The sequence below is a fragment of the Chitinibacter sp. FCG-7 genome (assembly GCF_040047665.1).
Classification (GTDB): Bacteria; Pseudomonadota; Gammaproteobacteria; order Burkholderiales; family Chitinibacteraceae; genus Chitinibacter; species Chitinibacter mangrovi.
The window spans coordinates 381,165-401,541 of sequence record NZ_CP157355.1 but is presented as its reverse complement, the minus strand read 5'-3'; the positions used below and the strand labels follow the sequence as shown (position 1 = coordinate 401,541).

At 46.3% G+C, this 20,377-nt stretch carries 23 protein-coding genes; 17 read left to right on the top strand and 6 right to left on the bottom strand.

What is annotated here, in order from left to right; translation table 11 throughout:
* The 17 genes from pseG to ABHF33_RS01805 all read left to right on the top strand — a co-directional run bounded on the left by pseG (position 1) and on the right by ABHF33_RS01805 (position 15,560).
* Positions 1-1,506 (top strand): UDP-2,4-diacetamido-2,4,6-trideoxy-beta-L-altropyranose hydrolase, encoded by a 1,506-nt coding sequence (gene pseG / locus ABHF33_RS01880; RefSeq protein ID WP_348945378.1) that lies wholly within the window; start codon positions 1-3, stop codon positions 1,504-1,506.
* The gene (locus tag ABHF33_RS16910) at positions 1,503-1,631 is read left to right on the top strand and encodes a WbqC family protein (RefSeq protein WP_432803952.1); all 129 of its coding nucleotides are present in this window, start codon (positions 1,503-1,505) and stop codon (positions 1,629-1,631) included. The genes pseG and ABHF33_RS16910 overlap by 4 nt, the downstream gene beginning before the upstream one ends.
* On the top strand, positions 1,594-2,196 hold the full coding sequence (locus tag ABHF33_RS01875; protein ID WP_348945377.1) for a WbqC family protein: 603 nt from the start codon (positions 1,594-1,596) through the stop codon (positions 2,194-2,196). The genes ABHF33_RS16910 and ABHF33_RS01875 overlap by 38 nt, the downstream gene beginning before the upstream one ends.
* Positions 2,197-2,205: 9 nt before the next feature.
* On the top strand, positions 2,206-3,501 hold the full coding sequence (locus ABHF33_RS01870) for an MBL fold metallo-hydrolase (RefSeq protein WP_348945376.1): 1,296 nt from the start codon (positions 2,206-2,208) through the stop codon (positions 3,499-3,501).
* 13 nt (positions 3,502-3,514) lie between these two features.
* Entirely contained in the window at positions 3,515-4,402 is an 888-nt protein-coding gene (locus ABHF33_RS01865) for a class I SAM-dependent methyltransferase (protein ID WP_348945375.1), read from the top strand.
* 2 nt (positions 4,403-4,404) lie between these two features.
* A complete protein-coding gene (gene pseI, locus ABHF33_RS01860; protein ID WP_348945374.1) occupies positions 4,405-5,445 on the top strand; it encodes a pseudaminic acid synthase in 1,041 nt (346 codons plus the stop codon).
* A 30-nt stretch (positions 5,446-5,475) separates the two neighbouring features.
* Complete coding sequence (locus ABHF33_RS01855) at positions 5,476-6,579, top strand: tetratricopeptide repeat protein (RefSeq protein WP_348945373.1); 1,104 nt, start codon at positions 5,476-5,478, stop codon at positions 6,577-6,579.
* On the top strand, positions 6,522-7,397 hold the full coding sequence (locus tag ABHF33_RS01850) for a hypothetical protein (protein WP_348945372.1): 876 nt from the start codon (positions 6,522-6,524) through the stop codon (positions 7,395-7,397). The genes ABHF33_RS01855 and ABHF33_RS01850 overlap by 58 nt, the downstream gene beginning before the upstream one ends.
* 95 nt (positions 7,398-7,492) lie before the next feature.
* Positions 7,493-8,959, top strand: a complete 1,467-nt coding sequence (locus ABHF33_RS01845; protein ID WP_348945371.1) for a flagellin — start codon at positions 7,493-7,495, stop codon at positions 8,957-8,959.
* A gap of 85 nt (positions 8,960-9,044) precedes the next feature.
* A complete protein-coding gene (locus tag ABHF33_RS01840; protein ID WP_348945370.1) occupies positions 9,045-9,428 on the top strand; it encodes a flagellar protein FlaG in 384 nt (127 codons plus the stop codon).
* Between the two features lie 115 nt (positions 9,429-9,543).
* Positions 9,544-11,526, top strand: coding sequence for a flagellar filament capping protein FliD (fliD, locus tag ABHF33_RS01835; RefSeq protein WP_348945369.1), 1,983 nt, complete (start codon positions 9,544-9,546; stop codon positions 11,524-11,526).
* On the top strand, positions 11,527-11,985 hold the full coding sequence (gene fliS / locus ABHF33_RS01830; protein ID WP_348945368.1) for a flagellar export chaperone FliS: 459 nt from the start codon (positions 11,527-11,529) through the stop codon (positions 11,983-11,985).
* A gap of 31 nt (positions 11,986-12,016) precedes the next feature.
* Positions 12,017-12,289, top strand: a complete 273-nt coding sequence (locus ABHF33_RS01825; RefSeq protein WP_348945367.1) for a flagellar protein FliT — start codon at positions 12,017-12,019, stop codon at positions 12,287-12,289.
* Between the two features lie 257 nt (positions 12,290-12,546).
* Positions 12,547-12,864, top strand: coding sequence for a DUF2802 domain-containing protein (locus tag ABHF33_RS01820; protein WP_348945366.1), 318 nt, complete (start codon positions 12,547-12,549; stop codon positions 12,862-12,864).
* Positions 12,865-12,866: 2 nt separating this feature from the next.
* The gene (locus ABHF33_RS01815) at positions 12,867-14,054 is read left to right on the top strand and encodes a flagellar hook-length control protein FliK (protein ID WP_348945365.1); all 1,188 of its coding nucleotides are present in this window, start codon (positions 12,867-12,869) and stop codon (positions 14,052-14,054) included.
* Positions 14,044-14,400, top strand: coding sequence for an EscU/YscU/HrcU family type III secretion system export apparatus switch protein (locus ABHF33_RS01810; RefSeq protein ID WP_348945364.1), 357 nt, complete (start codon positions 14,044-14,046; stop codon positions 14,398-14,400). The genes ABHF33_RS01815 and ABHF33_RS01810 overlap by 11 nt, the downstream gene beginning before the upstream one ends.
* The gene (locus tag ABHF33_RS01805) at positions 14,397-15,560 is read left to right on the top strand and encodes an MFS transporter (RefSeq protein WP_348945363.1); all 1,164 of its coding nucleotides are present in this window, start codon (positions 14,397-14,399) and stop codon (positions 15,558-15,560) included. The genes ABHF33_RS01810 and ABHF33_RS01805 overlap by 4 nt, the downstream gene beginning before the upstream one ends.
* 105 nt (positions 15,561-15,665) lie before the next feature.
* On the opposite strand, the gene ABHF33_RS01800 is transcribed toward ABHF33_RS01805, so the two are convergent.
* The 6 genes from ABHF33_RS01800 to secF all read right to left on the bottom strand — a co-directional run bounded on the left by ABHF33_RS01800 (position 15,666) and on the right by secF (position 20,370).
* Positions 15,666-16,427, bottom strand: a complete 762-nt coding sequence (locus ABHF33_RS01800; RefSeq protein ID WP_348945362.1) for a flagellar brake protein — start codon at positions 16,425-16,427, stop codon at positions 15,666-15,668.
* A gap of 3 nt (positions 16,428-16,430) precedes the next feature.
* Positions 16,431-17,009 carry an SCO family protein gene (locus tag ABHF33_RS01795; protein WP_348945361.1) on the bottom strand — a complete coding sequence of 193 codons (579 nt, stop codon included), beginning with the start codon at positions 17,007-17,009 and terminating at the stop codon, positions 16,431-16,433.
* Between the two features lie 41 nt (positions 17,010-17,050).
* Complete coding sequence (gene bioD / locus ABHF33_RS01790; protein ID WP_348945360.1) at positions 17,051-17,773, bottom strand: dethiobiotin synthase; 723 nt, start codon at positions 17,771-17,773, stop codon at positions 17,051-17,053.
* Positions 17,773-18,675: a malonyl-ACP O-methyltransferase BioC gene (gene bioC / locus ABHF33_RS01785; protein WP_348945359.1), complete on the bottom strand. Its 903-nt coding sequence runs from the start codon at positions 18,673-18,675 to the stop codon at positions 17,773-17,775. The genes bioD and bioC overlap by 1 nt, the downstream gene beginning before the upstream one ends.
* Positions 18,672-19,310: a DedA family protein gene (locus tag ABHF33_RS01780; protein ID WP_348945358.1), complete on the bottom strand. Its 639-nt coding sequence runs from the start codon at positions 19,308-19,310 to the stop codon at positions 18,672-18,674. Before ABHF33_RS01780 ends, bioC begins: the two co-directional genes overlap by 4 nt.
* Before the next feature lie 124 nt (positions 19,311-19,434).
* Entirely contained in the window at positions 19,435-20,370 is a 936-nt protein-coding gene (secF, locus tag ABHF33_RS01775; RefSeq protein WP_348946587.1) for a protein translocase subunit SecF, read from the bottom strand.
* Positions 20,371-20,377: the final 7 nt, after the last annotated feature.

The window sequence follows — 20,377 nt, the reverse complement described above, 5'->3', positions numbered from 1 at the left end:
ATGCGTATACTATTTCGCGTTGATGCCTCTTTGGCAATAGGCGTTGGGCATGTGTCTCGCTGCCTTACTTTGGCGAATAGACTGATAAAAGATGGAGCTGAAGTTTTTTTTGCATGCCGCAATATCGAAGGGCACCAAAGATCTGAAATTATTCAAAATGGATTTCAGACTTTTTTGTTTGATTGCGATCAGGATATAGATCAGATTTGCTATAATCAAGTAGCTGATTTTCAGGCCATGGTATTAGCATTGGGAGATAATCTTGCTTTTGATTGGGTTGTTGTTGATCATTATCGACTGGATGCGGCTTGGGAGCAATTGGCATCTGGTATTGCAAAGCGAATTTTGGTAATTGATGATTTGGCAGACCGAGATCATGTTTCAGATTTTTTACTGGATCAAAACTACTTCATTGATGCTCAATCCAGATATAAAAAACTGACACCATTTTGGTGTAGGAAATTTATTGGTGAACAGTATGTTTTACTTCGTGAAGAATTCTTTCAAATAGGTCTTGTCAGAGACAAGGTGCCAGAGAAAAAGCGAGTTCTTGTTTCTTTTGGAGGTACAGATCCACAGAATTTGACAATAAAAATACTTCAATTATTGGCGATTCACTTCAATCATCTCCAGGTGGATGTTTTATTAAGTAGTAAAAATCCTGATAAATGTGCAATCGAAGCTTTATGCCAAAATCATGCTAATTTTCAACTTTACGTCGATGAAAAAAATGTTGCTGCTTTGATGGCTCAAGCAGATGTGGCTTTGGGGGCCGGTGGGATTACTACGTACGAGCGTATTTTTATGCAACTGCCTAGTATCGTAGTTGCTGTTGCAGATAATCAGTACTTACCACTGCTTCAAATGTCTGAAGCTAATACTTTGCATTTTTTAGGTAGAAGTGAAGAGTTGATGGAAAGTAATTGGCTAGCAGCATTAAAATCCTGGTTTGCTGGCGAATTAGGCCCACTGGAATTTTTGCCTGTTGCTGAGCGAACTGCGCACATGGCAGATTCAATGGGTATAGAGTTGCTAAATTTTGGCATAGAGCATATAGAGAAGACATTCACTTTTATCCAAGATCCTTTGGTCCAGTCACAGTTCGTGGTAAGAACACCTTTTGATTTACGTGTGCATAATTTATATTGGGATTCTAAATTAAAGAGTGGAAAAGAATATATTTTTGCAATTCATCATCATGCTTGTCATATTGGAAATTGTGGATTGAAAAAAATGGATGCATCTGATGATTATGAAGCATGGATTTATATTGGTGATTTAAATGCCAGAAATAGGGGGCTGGGTGAAACTGCATTTTGTTTTCTTCTGCGATATGCATTTGTAAATATGAAGTTGCCAATTTTATATCTTTCGGTTTTAGATGACAATCTCAAAGCGATTGCTTTGTATCAGAAATTTGGTTTTGTCCGTGTTCAATCTGGGGGGCGGCCCTCTGCTTGGTCTGAAAGTCAGCGGCAAGTTTCAACTTGGGCTTTGACTGTATGAGATGTGCGATTATGCAGCCATTTTATTTGCCATGGGCTGGCTACTTCAATTTGATTGCCAAGTCAGATGTGTTTATCTATTTAGATAATGTCCAATACGAGAGAGGGGACTTGGCAGCAGCGTAACAGGATACTCTATCAGGGGCATGTGCAATGGTTAACTGTTCCTGTTCAGCGTGCTTTTCTAGGTCAGCATATTCAAGATGTAATGATTGATCCAAATCAAAACAATTGGCGTAAAAAGCATGCTGCTACGCTATTTAATGCCTATAGAAATGCAACGCATTTTTCTGATGTTAAAGAGGTGATCGAAATGATTGCTTCGGGGGGGGAAGTACGCTTATCAGAGCTGAATATTAACCTGACTAACTATTTTTGTCAGCGGTTGCAAATACTGACGCCTCGATTTGTCGCACATCATTTTTCAATGCCAAGTCAGCGCATTGAGCGCTTGAAATCACTATGTCAATTAATGAAGTGTGATGAGTATTTTTCTCCGATGGGGGCTAAAAAATATCTAACTGATGATGGATTTGAAATCGGCTCAGATATCCGACTCCATTTTCAAAGTTTTTATCCGAAGCCGTATGTGCAAAGTAATATAAATGACTTTACTGATCGTCTTTCTATTGTTGATGTTGTTGCTCATTGTGGGTTTCATGGAGCAAGGCAGTATATATTATCCCAATGAGAGAATATAATGAAAGTTCAATTAATCGCAGATTCCTGTTTCTTGTTTGAGTTCAATGGAGTTCGAGTTCTGACTGATCCATGGATTGGTGGTGCAATTTATGGTGGGAGCTGGTTGCAATATCCTCCACCAACGATTCAAGCCAAAGATATTGGAGCTCTGGATTATATTTTCATATCTCATATTCATGAAGATCATTGCGATTTAAAAACACTGGAGAAATTAGATCGTAATGCGACAGTGGTTTTAATGGATAAAAAACCTAATTTCGTAGAGAAATTTTTAAAGTATCATTCACTGAAATTCAAGGACATTATTAATCTTAGGCCACGTGTCAAATTTGAAGCTGCTCCATGCTTATATTTTGAAGTTGTTGAAGCGGATCCAGAGCATGAACTTAATCATATTCTTGATTCCTCGTTACTAATTCATTTTGACAGTAAAACCATTTATTTTGCGAATGACAATCCACCTTACCCTGGGTTAGATCAATATTTATCGCAGTATAATTTTGAGCTGGCTTTGCTGCCTCCTGCGGGTGGATCTGGTTATCCTGCCTGCTATCAAAATCTTACTGATAGTGAAAAATTAGAACGTGCAGCTCAAATAATTGAAAAATATCAGAAACAGATGTTGGCTTGTTTGCGAAGATTGAAGCCTCGATTATTTGCATGTGCAGCCAGTAGTCATGTATTGGCAGGCCGAAGTGCCAAACTGAATGGCTTGATGGCATGGCCAAAAAGTGCTGCTTCTCCATATAAATACCTTGCTGGAGAGGTAAGCAAGAATGATCAATTCAAGCCTGTTTTATTAAATCCTGGGGATCAGCTTGAGTTGGAAAGTGAGGCGGGAGCAGATTACACTAGTGCTATTGCCTTTTATGAAAATGAATACAAGCGCACTCAGTTTATTAATGATGTGGCAAGCAATGTACTACATGGACATGAATTCATACAACTTGTGCCGACTGTTTCCTTTGAATACTTGATGAATTTGGCTTTTGCTCGCCTTAAAGGCTATCTCGATGCTAAGAATATTAATTTATCATGGAGCTATTCTATTCAAATTGCCCTAGGTCAGTATGCGAATATTTCATTGTCAAAACCATATACCCTTGAATTTTCAACTAAGCCATGCGAAAACAATAGACTAGTTATTGCATGTGATAAAAATCTACTTTATTTACTCTTGACAGGGGGCTTTTCTTGGAATATTGCTGATGCAAGTGGTTTTCTATCTTATCACCGGTTTCCTGATAAGTATATTTTTGAAGTATACATTGCTTTAAATCATCTCCGTATATAGGTTTGGTATGATATTGAATGGCTATAAGTTGGTAGAAGATCCTGAATTTAACTATCTTCGTGTAGATCCTGTTCCATCTTATGAACAGGTTGAACAATTCTATCTGAATGAGTTTTATTCTGGTGAGTATAAAAAATTCAATGATTCTGACTTAGCTGTACAAGAGAAGGATAAAGAATTTTTCTTGCTAAGATGGAGATTTATATATGAGCAATGTCATAAATACATTGGAGATTTGAAAGGACGAACTTTGCTAGATATTGGTTGCGGTTATTGTCAGGCATTGCTTTACTTTCGCGAGCAAGGGATGCAAGTCAGTGGCATGGAACCATCTGCTGAAGGATGTGCCTACGGGATTTCACAGGGGTTGTCTGTAATTCAGCTGGGCTTTGAAAATCACATCCATGATTTCGGGGAAAAATTTGATGTGGTTACGCTACTCAATGTTTTGGAGCACTTGCGAGAGCCTGCAGAAGTTTTGAAGAGAATCCTGAAGCATTATCTGTCACCAAATGGAATGCTGGTAGTTGAGGTGCCAAATGAATTTAATGAATTTCAGGTAGTCGCTGATCGGGAGTATCAGCTTGATCAATGGTGGATTTGCCCTCCAGGACACATTAATTATTTTAATGTCAACTCATTGAAGAATCTGTTTGAATTGTGTGGTTTTGAGGTCGTACATATTGAGTCTTCTTTTCCACTGGAAATGTTTTTGTTATTTGGTGATGTTTATGTCGGCAAAGATGCCTTAGGAAAGATTTGTCATCAAAAACGTGTGAAATTTGAACAAACGCTAGCCCAAAATGGTCGTTTTGAAGTTTTGCAGAAACTTTACCAGTCTTTAGGTGAGCTAGGTTTAGGTCGACAAATAACGATGTATGCGATTCCGAAAAAGAGCTGAGTATGAACATAGCAGGTAGAGAAATTGGTGCTCACATGCCGCCTTTTATGATTGCCGAAATGTCAGGTAATCACAATCAATCTTTAGAACGTGCTCTGCAAATTGTTGAGGCTGCTGCAAGGGCAGGGGCGCATGCACTAAAATTGCAAACGTATACAGCGGAGACGATGACACTTAATCTGAGTTCGGCTGAGTTTTTTGTTTCCGATCCGAACAATTTATGGGCAGGTTCATCCCTATATGATTTGTATCAACAAGCACACACACCATGGGAATGGCATGAACCTATTTTTGCTAGGGCGCGTGAGCTGGGAATGATTGCCTTCTCCACGCCATTTGATGAAAGCGCAGTTGATTTTCTGGAAAGTTTGGATGTACCCGCTTACAAAATTGCGAGCTTTGAAAATACGGACTTACCATTGATTCGCAAAGTAGCAGCAACAGGTAAGCCGGTGATTATTTCAACAGGAATGGCCAGCATTGCTGAATTGGATGAAACAGTGCGCGCAGCTCGTGAGGCTGGCTGTGTTGATTTGATTTTGCTCAAATGTACCAGTACCTATCCCGCATCCCCAATCAACAGTCATTTGAGAACAATACCCCATCTAGGCACGTTATTTTCATGCGAAGTAGGCTTATCTGACCACACCTTGGGTATAGGTGCGGCTGTGGCTGCCATAGCACTTGGGGCAAGTGTTGTTGAAAAGCATTTCACTTTGTCACGTGCAGATGGCGGTGTTGATTCAACATTTTCCCTAGAACCTCATGAGTTTGAAAGTTTGGTGGTAGAAACTGAGCGTGCGTGGCAGGCTTTGGGAAAAGTGCTGTATGGCCCGACTCAAGCTGAAAATAAAAGTTTAATGTATCGACGTTCTTTATATATTTGTAGTGATATTAAAGCAGGAGAGGTTTTTACAATAGACAATGTGCGTGCGATTCGACCTGGCCTGGGGCTTTCACCAAAATATCTGGATTTTGTACTTGGCAAAGTTGCAAAAAACGATATTTCGCGTGGTACGCCATTAACGTTTGAACTACTCTAATTCAGTTGTCAGATAATTAAAGGGATTGATGTGCAAAAAAATAAAATTTTTCAGCAGGCTCTTGGTTTGTTTCAAAATAACAAGCTCCTGGATGCATTATCGATTCTGAATAAATTACCTTCTGATATTGCTGATTTTGATGTTCAACATTTACGTGCAGCAATTTATGCCAGCATGGGTGATTATGTTGCTGCACGTTCTATTTTTATGCAGGCTCTAAAATTGCAACCGAGCCATTATTCATTGCGGTATAACCTTGGTAAATTGGAAAAGCTGGCAGGTAATATGTCACAAGCCGAGGAGATTTTTCTGACTCTACACCAAGAGCAGCCACTTGATGCTGAGGTGAGTAATGAATTGGGTGCAATTGCATTAGCGAGGGATGATTTAACATCTGCCGAGAATTACCTGCGGAAGGCAATTGCAGTGCGGCCTGGGATGACTTCCGCAATTATTAATTTGGCAGGTGCTTCGGTTTTGCGAGGGCACTTTGCTGATGCATTAACTTATTTAGATCAAGTTGAAGACCCTGAAAATCCTCGGTATTTACTGCAAAAAGCAAGTGTTTTTCTGAAAATAGGCAAGTTTACCGAGTCACGCCAAGCGTTTGAGATTTTGCAAGAATCGGCTAGATTTGCTGATTTAAGCGAGGGCGAGCTTGGCAGTTTTTATGCTAATTTCGGTTGTGTACTGGTTGAGTTGGGTGATTTTGAATTAGGAAAAGCCCAATATATGAAGGCTGCCGAATACTCAAAAAATGAGTGGATTTATGCAGTCAACATGGCGACATTTCAGTACCAGGTCAATCACGATTATGCCGAAGCAGAAAAATCATTCTGTGCGGCACTCGAAAAATTTCCTTCGCATCCCGATGTCCATGATTTGTATGCTATTTTTCTTCAGCAAAAAGGTGAGTATGCAAAGGCTTTACAGCATCACTATCTAGCGTTGGAAAAGCGCCCTGATTCCCCTGGTTTTATGTATCACTTATCCATGACACAAATGGCGCTGGGGCAACTTGATGTTGCGTGGGAAAGCTATGAGTCGCGCTGGGTGCGGCCAGAGGGGGGCAGAAATTGGACCTTGCCATTCCTGAGTGGAAAGGTGAAAGCGGTGTCGGCAAATCTATCTTAGTGTACCGTGAGCAGGGGTTGGGTGATGAAATCATGTGGGCTACTTGTCTGCCTGACCTAGCTCAAGAGTTTTCAACAGTTGTCTATGCGTGCCACCCTAAATTAGTCACCTTATTTAGTCGTACCTATCCAGAGGTGGCGATTATTCCAAATCGTGTGCCACGTCACCCGATGATGCTGGAGCATTTTGACTATCAGATTCCAATTGCTTCACTCCCGAGGTTCTTTAGACGTCATGTCGAGTCTTTCCCAATTAACCCGCGGCTAATGCAGGACGACGTAATTAGAACAGAACATTGGCGGCAACGCCTGAAAGAATTGCAACCCAACTTACTAGTTGGGTTGGCTTGGCGAAGTGGTTATTCTGATGCGATACGTGACGTCCATTACCTGTCGCTTGATGATTTGGCCCCCATGTTTGAGTTGCCTGGTGTGGTTTACGTTAACCTTCAATATCACCTTAGTGACATTGAAAAGCAGCAATTAGACGAGCGCTTTCCTGGTAAGGTATTGCATGCATATGAGGTTGATTTATTTGATGATTTGGATGCAACGGCCTGCCTCATGAAAGCATGCGATCTAATTGTGGCACCATGTACGTCAACATTAATGCTGGCTGGAGCCTTGGGTCTTCCTGCCTTATACCTATTATCATTGCAGCAGGATTTTTGGATGCTGGGGAACGAAGGTTATTCACCTTGGTTCCCTACTACCACTGTCTTGGCTAGAGGTATAGAAAATAACTGGCAAAATGTGATTGAGCAAACTTCTCTCATCATTTTGCAACTCGCCAAAGAAAAAATACAGTCAAAGCCCTAAAGTCTCGTTAGGGTATGTCGATAACTGAGCCATGGGTACGCCGTTGGGTGAGCCCAATCCACGAAACTGGATTTTGACTTTTAGGAGAAGCAATCATGGCTCAAGTAATTAACACCAACGTAGCCTCACTCAATTCTCAGCGTAACCTTGATAAATCCCAAGGGATGCTGTCAACCTCTTTGCAGCGCTTGTCTTCCGGTATGCGGATTAACTCTGCAAAAGATGACGCTGCAGGTTTGGCGATTTCTGAGCGGTTTAGCGCTCAAATCCGTGGTATGGATCAAGCCCGCCGCAATGCCAATGATGGCATCTCAATGGCACAGACGGCTGAGGGTGCTCTGAGTTCAACGGGTAATATCCTGCAACGTATCCGTGAGCTCGCAGTGCAATCAGCGAATGCGACAAATTCTGCGTCTGACCGTACAGCCTTGCAGCAAGAGGTGACCCAGTTGTCCTCAGAGTTGGACCGTATTGCTCAAACAACTGAGTTTAATGGCCAGAAACTGCTTGATGGCACCAATAGTTCGGTTTACCAAGTTGGCGCTAATGCCAACCAAACAATCACATCAACTACTGCAAACTTCCGTACGTCTGCATATGGTAATAACCGGATTGGTTCATCGGCTGCGGCAACGGGTAATTTGACATCAGGGAGTACGGCTAACGCTGTTGCGTCAAATGCTGCAGCTACAACGCGTGTAGTTGCTGGTGGTGTAACAATTAATGGTGCAACAGGCAGTGCAAACGTTGCATATGCTGCTGGTGATTCAGCCAAGACATTCGCGGCGAATATCAATGCACAAACTGGCACTACAGGTGTTACAGCTACTGCGCGTACAGAATTTGATGTTACGGCCTTTACTGCAAGTACCAGTTACTCTATCAGCATGACGTCGAATAACACGACAGCACAAGCAATTTCATTCACGACCGGCTCCGCGATTAATGGCGATGGTTTGTCGGGGGTGATTAATGCAATTAATGAGCAATCAGGTAAAACGGGTGTCTCTGCCAAATTGAATTCCGCAGGTACAGGCGTTACGCTGACGAATGATGCAGGTCAGAATATCACGACTACAATTACTTCAGGTACTGGCGGCTTGACAATTGGTGGTACTGCGACTGCATCAGGCGCAAGCGCAGTGGGTACTGGTGAGGTAACATTAGATTCTGATCGGTCCTTTAATGTGGTAGCGTCAGAAACTGCAAGTTTCTTTAATACTGCCACTTCGGCTTCACAGTTGCAAAAAGTTGAGCAGGTTGATGTATCAACTGTAGCAGGAGCCAATCGCACTATTGCCATTGTAGATGGGGCGCTGCAAGCTACCAATGGTCAGCGTGCCAAGTTCGGTGCCTTGCAAAGCCGCTTTGAAAATACCATTTCGAATCTGCAGACTGCGGGTGAGAATATGTCAGCTTCACGTAGTCGGATTCGTGATGCTGATTTTGCCTCGGAAACATCAAACCTGACTAAAGCTCAGGTGTTGCAGCAGGCGGGTACTGCGATGTTGGCTCAGGCTAACGCCTTACCACAGCAGGTGTTGAGCTTGCTGCGTGGCTAATCGCATAATTCCGGTTTGATTGGTTGAGCTAAACTGCCCCAGCGCTAATCAGGTGCTGGGGCATCTCTACAAAAAGAGGTGCATCATGCAAATATCATCTTTAAATTTAGCTTCCGCGATATCGCCTCAGTTGCGGCAAGATGACGCGAATGTTGCTGTCAATAAACGCTCCGATCCTGTTATTGAGCCAACTGCAACACAGACTGAAGACGCAGTTAAAGCGCTAGACCCGAAAGAGTTGGCCAACCAGGTAGAAGATGCCGTCAAAAAAATCAACGATACAATCAAATTACTGAATCAAGGGATTGGTTTGGAATTTGGTATGGATGAAGATACAAATATACGCCTAGTGAAGTTGATTGATACCAAATCCAAAGAAGTGTTGCGACAGTTTCCTTCTGAAGAAGTGATCAATATTGCAAAAGCGCTTGATAAGCTACAAGGATTGCTTGTGCGTGACAAGGCTTAGTGGAACGAGGGTGAAGCGACCAATTTGGTAATTATAGATTTGTGCTGATGTCTAAAGTATGGTGCCATACAATCTGTTCGCATCGACTTTAAGACTTGCTGTATAGGGGGTAATCATGGCTAGTATCGACGTTAATTCAATTGTAAATCAATTAATGGAAGTGGAGCGCCAGCCCCTGAAGAAGTTTGATGTTAGAAATATTGGTATCCAGGCACGAATTAGTGCTTACGGTTCAATAAAAGGCGCGCTATCCACATTTCAAGGGGCCGCACAAAAATTATCAAACGCAGATAATTTTAATGTTGTTAATGCAACCTCTTCTGCAACTGATTTTGTGAGCATATCTGCTGCAAAGAACGCAGCAGATGGTAAATTCTCACTCGAAGTTTCTCAATTGGCACAAAACCAGAAATTGGCTTCTAGTGCATTTGCTTCTACTACTGCAGAAGTAGGGCTAGGCACAATCAAATTGGACTTTGGCAAATATACAACTGCTGCTGGCGTCACAAGCTTTACTTCAAATCCTGAGAAGGCATCAAAAAGCATCACAATAGATGCGAACAATAATACATTAACCGGTATTCGTGATGCGATTAATAATGCAAAGGCGGGTGTAACTGCGAGTATTATTAATGACGGCAGTGGTTATAAATTGACTGTTGTATCGAATGATACTGGCGAATCAAATGCACTGAAAATTACAACAACTGATACGGGTGATGGTGTTGATAGTGATGCTGCTGGCTTGTCTCGACTCGCATACAATGCATCAACTGGTGGTGCAGCGAACTTGACGCAAAACCAGGCCGCTCAAAATGCCAAGTTCAAAATAGATGGTATTGATATCAGTAAAGCAGCGAATGTAATTTCTGATGTGATTGATGGCGTAACCCTTACTCTTAATAAGGTAACGACTTCAGCTGTTAATTTAAGCGTGGGGAAAAATACAAGCGGAATTGCAAAAAGCGTTCAGGATTTTATTAAGGCATATAATGATTTGTCAAAAGCACTAACGGACTCTACTGCATATAATAAAGACACTAAGCAAGGTGCCATATTGAATGGTGAAGGTACGGTTCGTTCTATTCAAGTTTCATTGCGGAATGCAATTAATCAGACAATTGCCGGGACTGGTGGGGATTTTAAATCATTAACGCAAATTGGTATTAAACTGGATCAAAATGGTGTTATGTCACTAGATTCAACAAAATTTAATGCAGCGGTTGAGAAAGATGCTCAAGGTGTGATTAGTCTATTTGCAAGTAATGGGCGTGCTAGTGATTCATTAATTCGCATTGATAGCTTTGATAAGAATACCAAAACAGTTGCAGATTTGGGGGTGTCGGTAGTTAATAATGCGACGCAGGCAACCTATACTACTTCAGCCTTAACGTTTGGTGGTCCAGGAGGTACTTTTAATGTTGGGGCTGCCAATAAGAATTTTGGCATTACTGTTAATGGAGCAATTGCTTCAGTTACTTTAACTGAAGGGGACTATACTCCTGCACAATTAGCTGCTGAATTACAAACACGGATTAACTCTAACTCGGCACTGCAAACGTCAGGTGCAAAAGTGGGGGTTGTGATCGGCGCTGATAATAAGATTGTCATTAATAATACAAAATTTGGAAGCGAAGGAACACTTAGTGTCACAAGTGATTTGCTGGGTACAGGTATTTCAGGTCCGATAGCGGGTACAGATGTTCAAGTTAAAGTGGGTAATGACCTCAAGACTGGAGTTGGTCAGCAGGTGACTCTGGATAGTGGATTAAAGTTTTCCGTGCTGGGTGGAGCTGCGAGCTCGCCAGATGGCGCAAGCCGCGGCACGATTAGTTTTTCGCGCGGCTTTGGCTATCAATTTGATTCAATGCTTGAAAAGATGTTGTCGACTAAAGGTGAAGTTGCGACTCGGGTTGATGGAATGAATCGAGAGGCAAAGAATATCGCGAAGCGCACTGAAGAATTTAATCGCCGATTAGTTGATATCGAGCAGAGATACAGAAAACAGTATACTGCTCTTGATCTAGCGGTTACCCAGATGCAATCAACAAGTACCTGGTTGACTACTCAACTTGCAAACTTACCCAAGGTGGCATAAATGATTGTAAACAGAAAGGCCATCAATGCTTATGGAAGTACGAGCCTAGAGTGTCAAGTCGAAGCTGCCACTCCACATCAATTAGTTGTCATGTTATTTGATGGGGTTATTAAATCAATCAATATTGCAAAATTTCACTTGCAGCAAGGTAATGTTGCTGAAAAAGGAATGGCTTTGACTAAAGCTATCGCTATTGTCGAAGAAGGATTGCGATTGTCTCTGGATATAAATTCGGGAGGCGAATTAGCAGAAAACCTTGATGCCTTGTATGAATATTCAGCGTATCAACTGCTGCAAGCAAATTTAAAAAATGATGAATCGATTTTAGATCAGGTATTGGTACTAATGAATGATCTTCGTGCTTCATGGTTGAGTATCAATCCAGCAGCTAACACTATAAGCCGCCCAGAAGAAGCTTTAATTAACTCTGCGAATATACTGAGTTATGGACGAGGCTAGATTTTTGGAGCATCTACGCAGCATAGAGTCTATGGTAGATCAGTTGCTTGCTTTGGCTCGGGCTGATGCATGGGATGACTTTCAAACTATGTTTGCTGAATATGCGAAGTTGACTGCGAATATGCCGCAGATTGCTTGGTCTTTATATGAAGTTGATGTTATAGATGAAATCAGAAGTTTATTGCTTGAAATTGAGGCTAAACATCAGCAGCTTTTACCTTTAGCGAATGCTTGGAAGGAAGAGTTGAAAACCATCCTCAATAGTGAAGTGCAATCACGCCGTTTGGATGAAAAGTATCGCTAACTTGTTTGGGGGCGGCTGGGGACGAGTCGAGCCTCTTTTTGGCTAACTAGTTTTGTCAAAATACGGTGTATGTGGCAAGGCTTTGTACGGGACTTTGGCATAAGTTTGCATGAATGTGGCGGATAAACTAAAAAAACGACAATAGATGCTAAATTGCTGGGGGTCGGGTGGAACATACTGGGCTATATCTGACATGGTCACAATTGCTGTGGATCACGCTTGTGCTTGTGGTTTTTTACATCGCAGAGTGGGTTCTGATGTTGAATTGGCACAAAAGGCAGCTCCAGAAACATATTAATTTCGATTATGAAAATAGAATCAATCATCTTGAAAGTGATGTGGCAGATTTAAAGGCGCTCGTCATGGCTCAAAAAATCGAAGCAATTCATTCTGGTGAATTCGAATCTTATGAAGTTCAAGGAGTTGAATCTGTACAGCCAGAGAGCGCATATTCATTGGCAATAGAGCTTGCCAAAAAAGGTGCTCATGCTGAATCTCTGGTCAAAGAGTGCGGATTGTCGCGGGCTGAGGCTGATCTGATCGTTGCAATTTACCATGGTGTCTATAAGGGGTGACGATGTTACCCGGGAATACTTCCTCTACGCTGGTTGGCAATTTCGTCCGTGCCCAGCAAGGTGTCATTGATACCGTCCGCATTTCCCCCGACGATTTACGCCTTACTGTTGGCGAAAAAGTACAAGCCGTTGTGACCAATCAGCTCAATAATGGGCGCTTTGCTGTGCTGGTTAAAGATCAACTACTCGATCTGAATCTACCCCGCAACACCCAGCCGGGGCAAGAGTTTGAGCTGACGGTGCTAAGTAAAGAGCCGCAGCTGACATTCCGACTCAATACCGCAGCGCAATCAGCGCTTGCTGGTGGTTTACCTGCGGCGCAAGCCGATTCGGATACTCCGGTTGCTCTCAGCAAGGGGGCTAACATGATTGGTGAATTGCTCAAGCAAGAAAGCAAATCAGCCTCCAGCAGCGTGTTGCAACAAACCCAGCCCCTATTTACTGCCAAACCCGATACAGTACAACTGGCTGGCCAATTGGCTTCCCGGCTTTCTGCAAGTGGCTTGTTTTATGAATCCCATCAGGCGGAGTGGGTGAATGGCGGCCGTGCATTTCAGACTTTACTGAGCGAACCACAGGCCTTATTCAAACCGGAAGTGTTACCTCAAGCTGCGGATGACAAAACCAAGCTGCAAATTCAGCCCCGGACCAATGAGCGGCTAGAGGCCGATTCTCAGCTCGTGGAGTCACAGGAAAAGATGCAAGGCAAAGAGCTGGAGATAAGCCCGCGACTCATTCCTGAATCTACAAATGCCACGCGTGCGCAAAACCCACTTGAATCGTCAAGCACCCCACGTGCACAAAACATCCTTGCAGACGATAAAGCTCTGCAGCAAATGGTGCGCCAGCAGCTTGATCTGGTGGAGAACAAGCCCCTAGTCTGGCAGGGGCAGGCTTGGCCGGGGCAGAACTTGCACTGGGAGCTTGAGCTGGACAATGAACGCGAAGCGCAGCAAGCCGATGCCGCTACAAGCCAGCAATGGCAAACACGCCTCAATCTGGATTTGCCCAAGCTGGGTGCGCTGGGGGTGGTGGCACAATTGCAGCAGGGGCAATTCAGGCTGCGTTTTCAGGCGACGAGTGAAGCCACAGTGCAGACCTTGCGTGAGCAGCAAGCCGAATTAATGCGCCGCTTCGAGGCGGCCGGATTGCAACTGGTGGCGACTCAGGTCGAGCACGATGAACACTAAACCCAAATTGCGCTCGCAAGCGATTGCGCTGGCGTATCGAGAAGGCAGTGCTGCACCAAGGGTGGTGGCCAAAGGTAAGGGCCTGCTTGCCGAGCGAATTATTGAAAAAGCCAAGGAAGCTGGCATTTTTGTGCATGATTCGCCGGAAATGGTCGCTTTGCTGATGCAAGTTGACTTGGATAGTCAAATTCCTCCGCAACTGTATCGTGCTGTGGCAGAATTGCTCGCTTTCATTTATATGCTGGAGCGCGGTGATGACATTGCCGCTCCTGATTTTGGCTATTTGGCCGAGCCAGCTGCCGATCTGGGCGCAGGCAAGGCGGATGATAATTCGGATTCTTCGTGACGACTTCTACTCTCAGTGCCATGCCATCTCCCGCTAGTGGCCACTCTATCCGCCGCACCCAACTAGCGGTAGCTACGCTGTTTCTTGTACTTGGCTTCAATTTTGGTACCTGGGCATCCCGTATTCCGGCGCTGAAAGTCCAGCTTGGCCTGTCAACGGCTGAGGTGGGATTTTTGCTGCTGGCTAGTGGTTTGGGCGCGGTCTTTTCATTTCCAGTTACGGCGACTATTTTGCACCGGCTGGGCTCCAAGGCCGCTTGCCTGATCAGTGGCGCGCTGCTGCCGGTGGTCTTGATAGGTCTGGCACTGGCGCCAAACTATCCGGTGGCCTTATTGATGATGCTACTGGAAGGCGTGCTGGCCAGCCTGCTCAATGTGGGCATGAATGCACAAGGCGTACAGGCGGAAACAGTCGGCAAGCAGGCCATTATGTCGCGCCTGCACGCTGTATTTAGCCTGGGCGGTTTGGCCGCGGCATTGTTTGCCTCTGGCATGACGTTTTTTACTGATGTGATCTGGGTGCATTTTCTGTTGGCTGCGCTGATTCTGTGGCTATCCGTCGCCGTCTCCATTCCATATTTGCTGGCAGAAAAGCCGCAAGCTCAAGCAGGTGGAAAACGTTTTGCCCTGCCTGCAGGTGTCGCGCTGTGGCTGGGTCTGTTGGCGTTGTGCGGTACTGTGGTTGAGGGCTCCATGTCCGATTGGTCGGCGCTGTATCTAAAAGATGCGGTGATGGCCAGTGCCCAGATCGCGCCGCTAGGGATAGCTTTCTTCTCAATTACCATGTTTATTGCACGCTGGTTTGGGGATGCCTGGCGCATGCGTTTTGGTGCGCCGAAAATGCTGTTGTGGGGCGGTTTGCTGGCCGGTGTTGGCTTGTCGGCGGCGCTAGTGCTCGGTGGCCTGATTCCTGCGTTGGTCGGTTTTGCGCTGGTAGGCTTGGGCATGGCGGCAGTATCGCCTTGTGTTTATACCCAAGCCGCCAAGCAAGGTGCAGTAGCACTGGCCGCAGTGACTACCATGGGCTCGATCGGGGCCTTGATGGGGCCGCCGATGATCGGCTTTGTGGCGCATGAAACCAGCTTGAGCTGGGGAATGGGGCTAGTGGCGCTGGCCGCGCTGATGATTGCTGCGCTGACACCGCGAGTGAAGTGGGATTAGAAAGTTTGAGCTTGAAAAACTAAGGGGTATATGGCTGCAGGCCAATTTCAAAAAGGCCTGCAGCCATATACCTCTTATGTATAAGTGACGAATTCCTTATTCAATTTAGCCAGTGAGGGCTTTCTGCTCTCTTTCCAGCTGGACCATCAATTTTTGTAGCAGGCTCTCATTGCCCCGCGACAGATTCAGAAATTGCACGCCCAGCATCCAGCGTGTCATCCCTTGTTTTAAATACACCGTGTGTAGATTGCGCAGTTCAATATCCGCCTGAATCCGGCCCGCTGCGCCCAGATCGATACTGGCCTTGTGGACTATATCACCCAGATTGAACAGTGCTTTTTGCTGCTCGTCCTTGAGCCAGAGCCCGACGCCGCCCAGTGAAATATCGTGCAATTCCAGTGTGAGGCTACCGCTGGCCAGTGGCAAAGCAATGGTATAGGGGCTGGAGATCGGCGTGGTGAGGCGAAAGAACTCCCGCCGTTGCAGTTTAACCATATCATTGGGCAGGCTCACCATAAACGCCGCTTTGCCCTCAAACAGAACGCGGCTTGGTTTGACCGTGCTGAACTGGATTTTCACACCGTCCAGATCGCCGACGAACAGCAATTTGTCGGCTTGCAGCAAGGCGGCATTGGTCGGCTCATGCCCGCTGATATCAAACACAAATTGTTTGGCTTTGGCATCGGCGCTCAAGATACGCGTCAGCATCATATCGTGGCCGGCATTAAAGTAGATGGCAATATTGCTATGTGCCTGCTCCAAGAGGCGCAGGACATAAGCGATTTCCATCGGTGTTTTCAGCAGGAAAGGCGCAATGTCTTGCTCGGAGTGGATCGGGTTTGGCCCCTGGTTTTCTTCTTCGTTCATGCTTTATTCGGCCAGAAGTAATTGGATGTCATGGGTAAAAGTGGCTGCGCCCGCGCCGTAATTGACCAGAACGCGAGTTTGACCGCTGCGATCAATCAGATAGCTGCCTGCAGTATGATCGACCGTATAATTTTTATCTTTACCCTGCTTTTGATAAATTGCGCGATAACTTTTAACCGCAGCGTCAATCTGGGCTTTGCTGCCGCTCAGGCCGATAAAACTAGGGTGAAAAGCCGGCACATACTGACTGAGTAGCGACTGGGTATCACGTTCCGGGTCCACGCTGATAAATAGCACCTGCACATCCTTGGCTTTCTCTTTGAGCTCTGCCATCGTGGTGCGCAGCTCGGCCAGTGTGGTCGGGCAGACGTCAGGGCAGGAGGTGTAACCAAAAAAGATGACGACCACCTTGCCAGCATAATCGGCCAGCCGCACTGTTTTGCCATGATGATCGACCAGCTCAAACTCGCCGCCAATCTTGGTTTGGCTAAGATCACTGCCTTGAAATTGGGGCTTGCTGCAAGCCAGCAGGGTCAGGGCGCACAGTAGGGCTGCAATCGTGGCAAAAATTCGGTTTTTCATGGAAAGCCAATATGAAGGACTGATGCGATGGTAAGTTAGGATTACAAGTTCTGCAATTTAAGCAGCGCAAATGCCTGAGGATTGAGACAACCCAAGGCCGCATCGGCGCTGTGTTCAATCACGGCAAGGCAGGGCGCTGGAATATGGGTTTGCAAATAGGCCAGATTCTCTGCAAAACGGGACATCTCCGGATCGATGCAATTGGCGATCCAGCCTGCCAGCGGTAGCCGGGCTTGCAAGATGGCCTCGGCTGTCAGCAGCGCATGATTGATGCAGCCTAGGCGCATGCCGACCACCAGAATCACTGGTGCTTGTAGCGCAATAGCCAGATCGGCAATCCGCAGTGTGTCGCTTAAAGGCGCATACCAGCCGCCAGCGCCTTCAATGATGATTGTGCTGGCGTATTGGCGCAGCGCCCTAGCGCAATCGAGAATATGATCGAGTTCAATGGTGACACCGGCTTCGCGAGCAGCCAGATGCGGTGAAATCGGCGGCAGAAATCGATAAGGATTCAGCAGATGCTCCGGTACCACAATCGGACTGGCCTGCCGATGCGCTTCGACATCGGCATTGAGGAGTATATCTCCCTCGGCTATACAGCCCGAGGCAGCTGGCTTCATACCTACAGTAGGTATGCCGTTGTGATTCAGGCTGCGTATCAATTGCGAAGCGGCGATGGTTTTGCCAGCATCGGTATCTGTTCCGGTGATGAAATAATACGGCGCCAGCGTTGTCCCGGCCTGGCGGGTTGGATCATTGGTCATCAGCTGGCTGCCCGTGGGCGAAACTCGATGATCTGGCTGCCATCAGCCAGTTGCTTGGGCGCTTTGGGCTCGTTCTTCCACGCATGGCCATAGACCACTTCGTAGGTACAAGGCAGCTTGCCGTCGCGCCGCAGCGTTTCATACTGCGCCTGGACCCGTTGCCAGGCCTGTTTGCCAAACATGCCGGTGCGCCGTCCGTGCATGGTATTGTGCGCGCCAATGCCTTTCAGATCGTTCATCACCGATCTGGCGTCCTGATAGGTCAGCGTAATGTATTCCATGTCCATCACCGGGGTGGCAAAGCCTTGTTGCACCAGCGCATCGCCCAGATCATGCATATCAATAAAGCGGTTAACGTGCTCATAGCCATCAACACCAGCAAAAGCGGTTCTAAGCTCTTTGAGCGTATCGGGGCCCAGCGTAGCAAACATTAGCAGCCCGCCTGGCTTGAGTACGCGGCGAAATTCAGCAAAGGCCGCATCAGGCGTATTGCACCATTGCAGGGTGAGGCTGGACCAGATCAGATCGATTGAGTTGTCGGCAAAAGGTAGGCGCTCGATGTCGCTACACACTTGTGCAGGCTGGCGCAGGCTTAATTGCCGGAATAGTTTTTTAACACCCGAGCCCATTTGTTTGTCGCGGGAGACGCACAGCATGCTGTGCGCCAGATCCAGCTCGATCAGCTGCGCCGCGCCAAAACGCTGCTGCAGTTTCGGTACGGCATAGCCTGTGCCGCTGCCTGCATCCAGCACACGCTGTGGTGTGAGGCGAATCAGCTCCAGCCGCTCGAACATCCGATCAACGATCTCCCGCTGCAAAACAGCCGCCGCATCATAGTGTGCGGCTGCCTTGTCAAAAGACGCGCGAATGGCTGATTTTTGCGTATGAAACTGCTCGCTCATGCGGCCTTGCCCAGCTTGTGTTTGGCGATTTCAATAATGCCCGGCAGGATAGACAGGAAAATAATGCCCAGAATAATCGCCGTCAGGTTTTTCTGAATAAAGTGAATGCCACCCAGCAAGTAGCCTGCATACAGTAGCGAGCCCACCCACACGGCAGCGCCGATCACGTTGTAGGCAAAAAATTTGCGATAAGTCATTTCGGCCATGCCTGCCACGAAAGGCGCAAAGGTGCGAACAATCGGTACAAAGCGCGCAATAATGATGGTTTTGCCGCCGTATTTTTCAAAAAAGCTATGCGTTTTATCCAGGTATTCACGACGGAAAATTTTCGAATTCGGATTGGCAAACAGCTTGTGGCCAAAGTAGCGGCCGATGGTGTAGTTCACCGCGTCCCCAAGTACGGCCGCGATAAACAGCAGTACCGCGAGCAGATGCACATTCATCGCGCCGCTGGCGGCAATCATTCCGGCGACAAACAGCAAGGAGTCTCCCGGCAGAAATGGGGTGACGACAAGGCCGGTTTCGCAAAAGATCACAGCAAACAGGATGGCGTAAATCCAGACGCCATAGCTTTGCACCAGCTGGGCCAGATATACATCCAGGTGCAGGAAAATATCGATCAGGTTAAATTCCATTTGGCTCTCTCAAAGAAAACGCCGACAAGGGCCGGCGTGTAGCAAGTATCGGTGCGAAAGTTGTATGGCAAGGCGGGACAACCATGCAGAAAACTTTTGCCGCTCTACTTAAGTGGTTCGGAAGTTAAACGACCGCTTCTTCTTTAATTCGTTCCGGTTTGATCATGCGATCTCGCGTTACGCCAAACATCAGCAGCAGCGGCGAGGCCACCAGTACCGACGAATAGATACCAAACACAATGCCAATGGTCAGTGCCATGGCAAAACCATGTAGCGCTGCGCCACCAAAGATCAGCATCGCTAACACCATCGCTTCGGTCGAGCCGTGGGTAATAATGGTCCGGCTCATCGTGGCCGTGATCGCATTGTCGATCACTTCCGGTACAGATTTGCCGCGCAGATTAGGCTTGCGGAAGTTTTCCCGGATCCGATCGAACACCACGACCGATTCATTCACCGAATAACCCAGCACCGCCAGAATACCCGCCAGCACGGTCAGGCTAAATTCCCACTGGAACAGGGCAAATACACCCAGAATGATCACCACGTCATGCATATTGGCAATGATCGCCGAGAGGGCGAAGCGCCATTCAAAGCGGATCATCAGATAAGCCACAATGCCGACACAGACCAGAATCAGCGCAGTCAGGCCATGGGTAAACAGCTCGTCACCGACTGATGGGCCAATAAACTCGACTTTGCGCAATTCCACATCGCTGCGTTCTTTTTTCAGGCTATCGAGCACTTCATTCGAGAGCTGGGCGCTGCTTTTTCCTTTGATGTTCGGGATGCGAACCATCACATCCTTGGTCGTGCCCAGTGACTGGACTTGCACTTCACCATATTTCAGGCTTTCCACCCCGTGGCGTACCTGATTGATTTCTACCGATTGCGCATAGCGCAATTCCATTACCGTGCCGCCAGTAAATTCAACGCCGAAATTAAGGCCTTTTACCACCAGGAAAAAGACGGCCAGCACAAAAGTACCCAGAGAAATCGCCGTGGTGAGCTTGCCATAGCTCATAAACGGGATGTCGCGTTTTACATGGAAAAATTCGATCATTTTA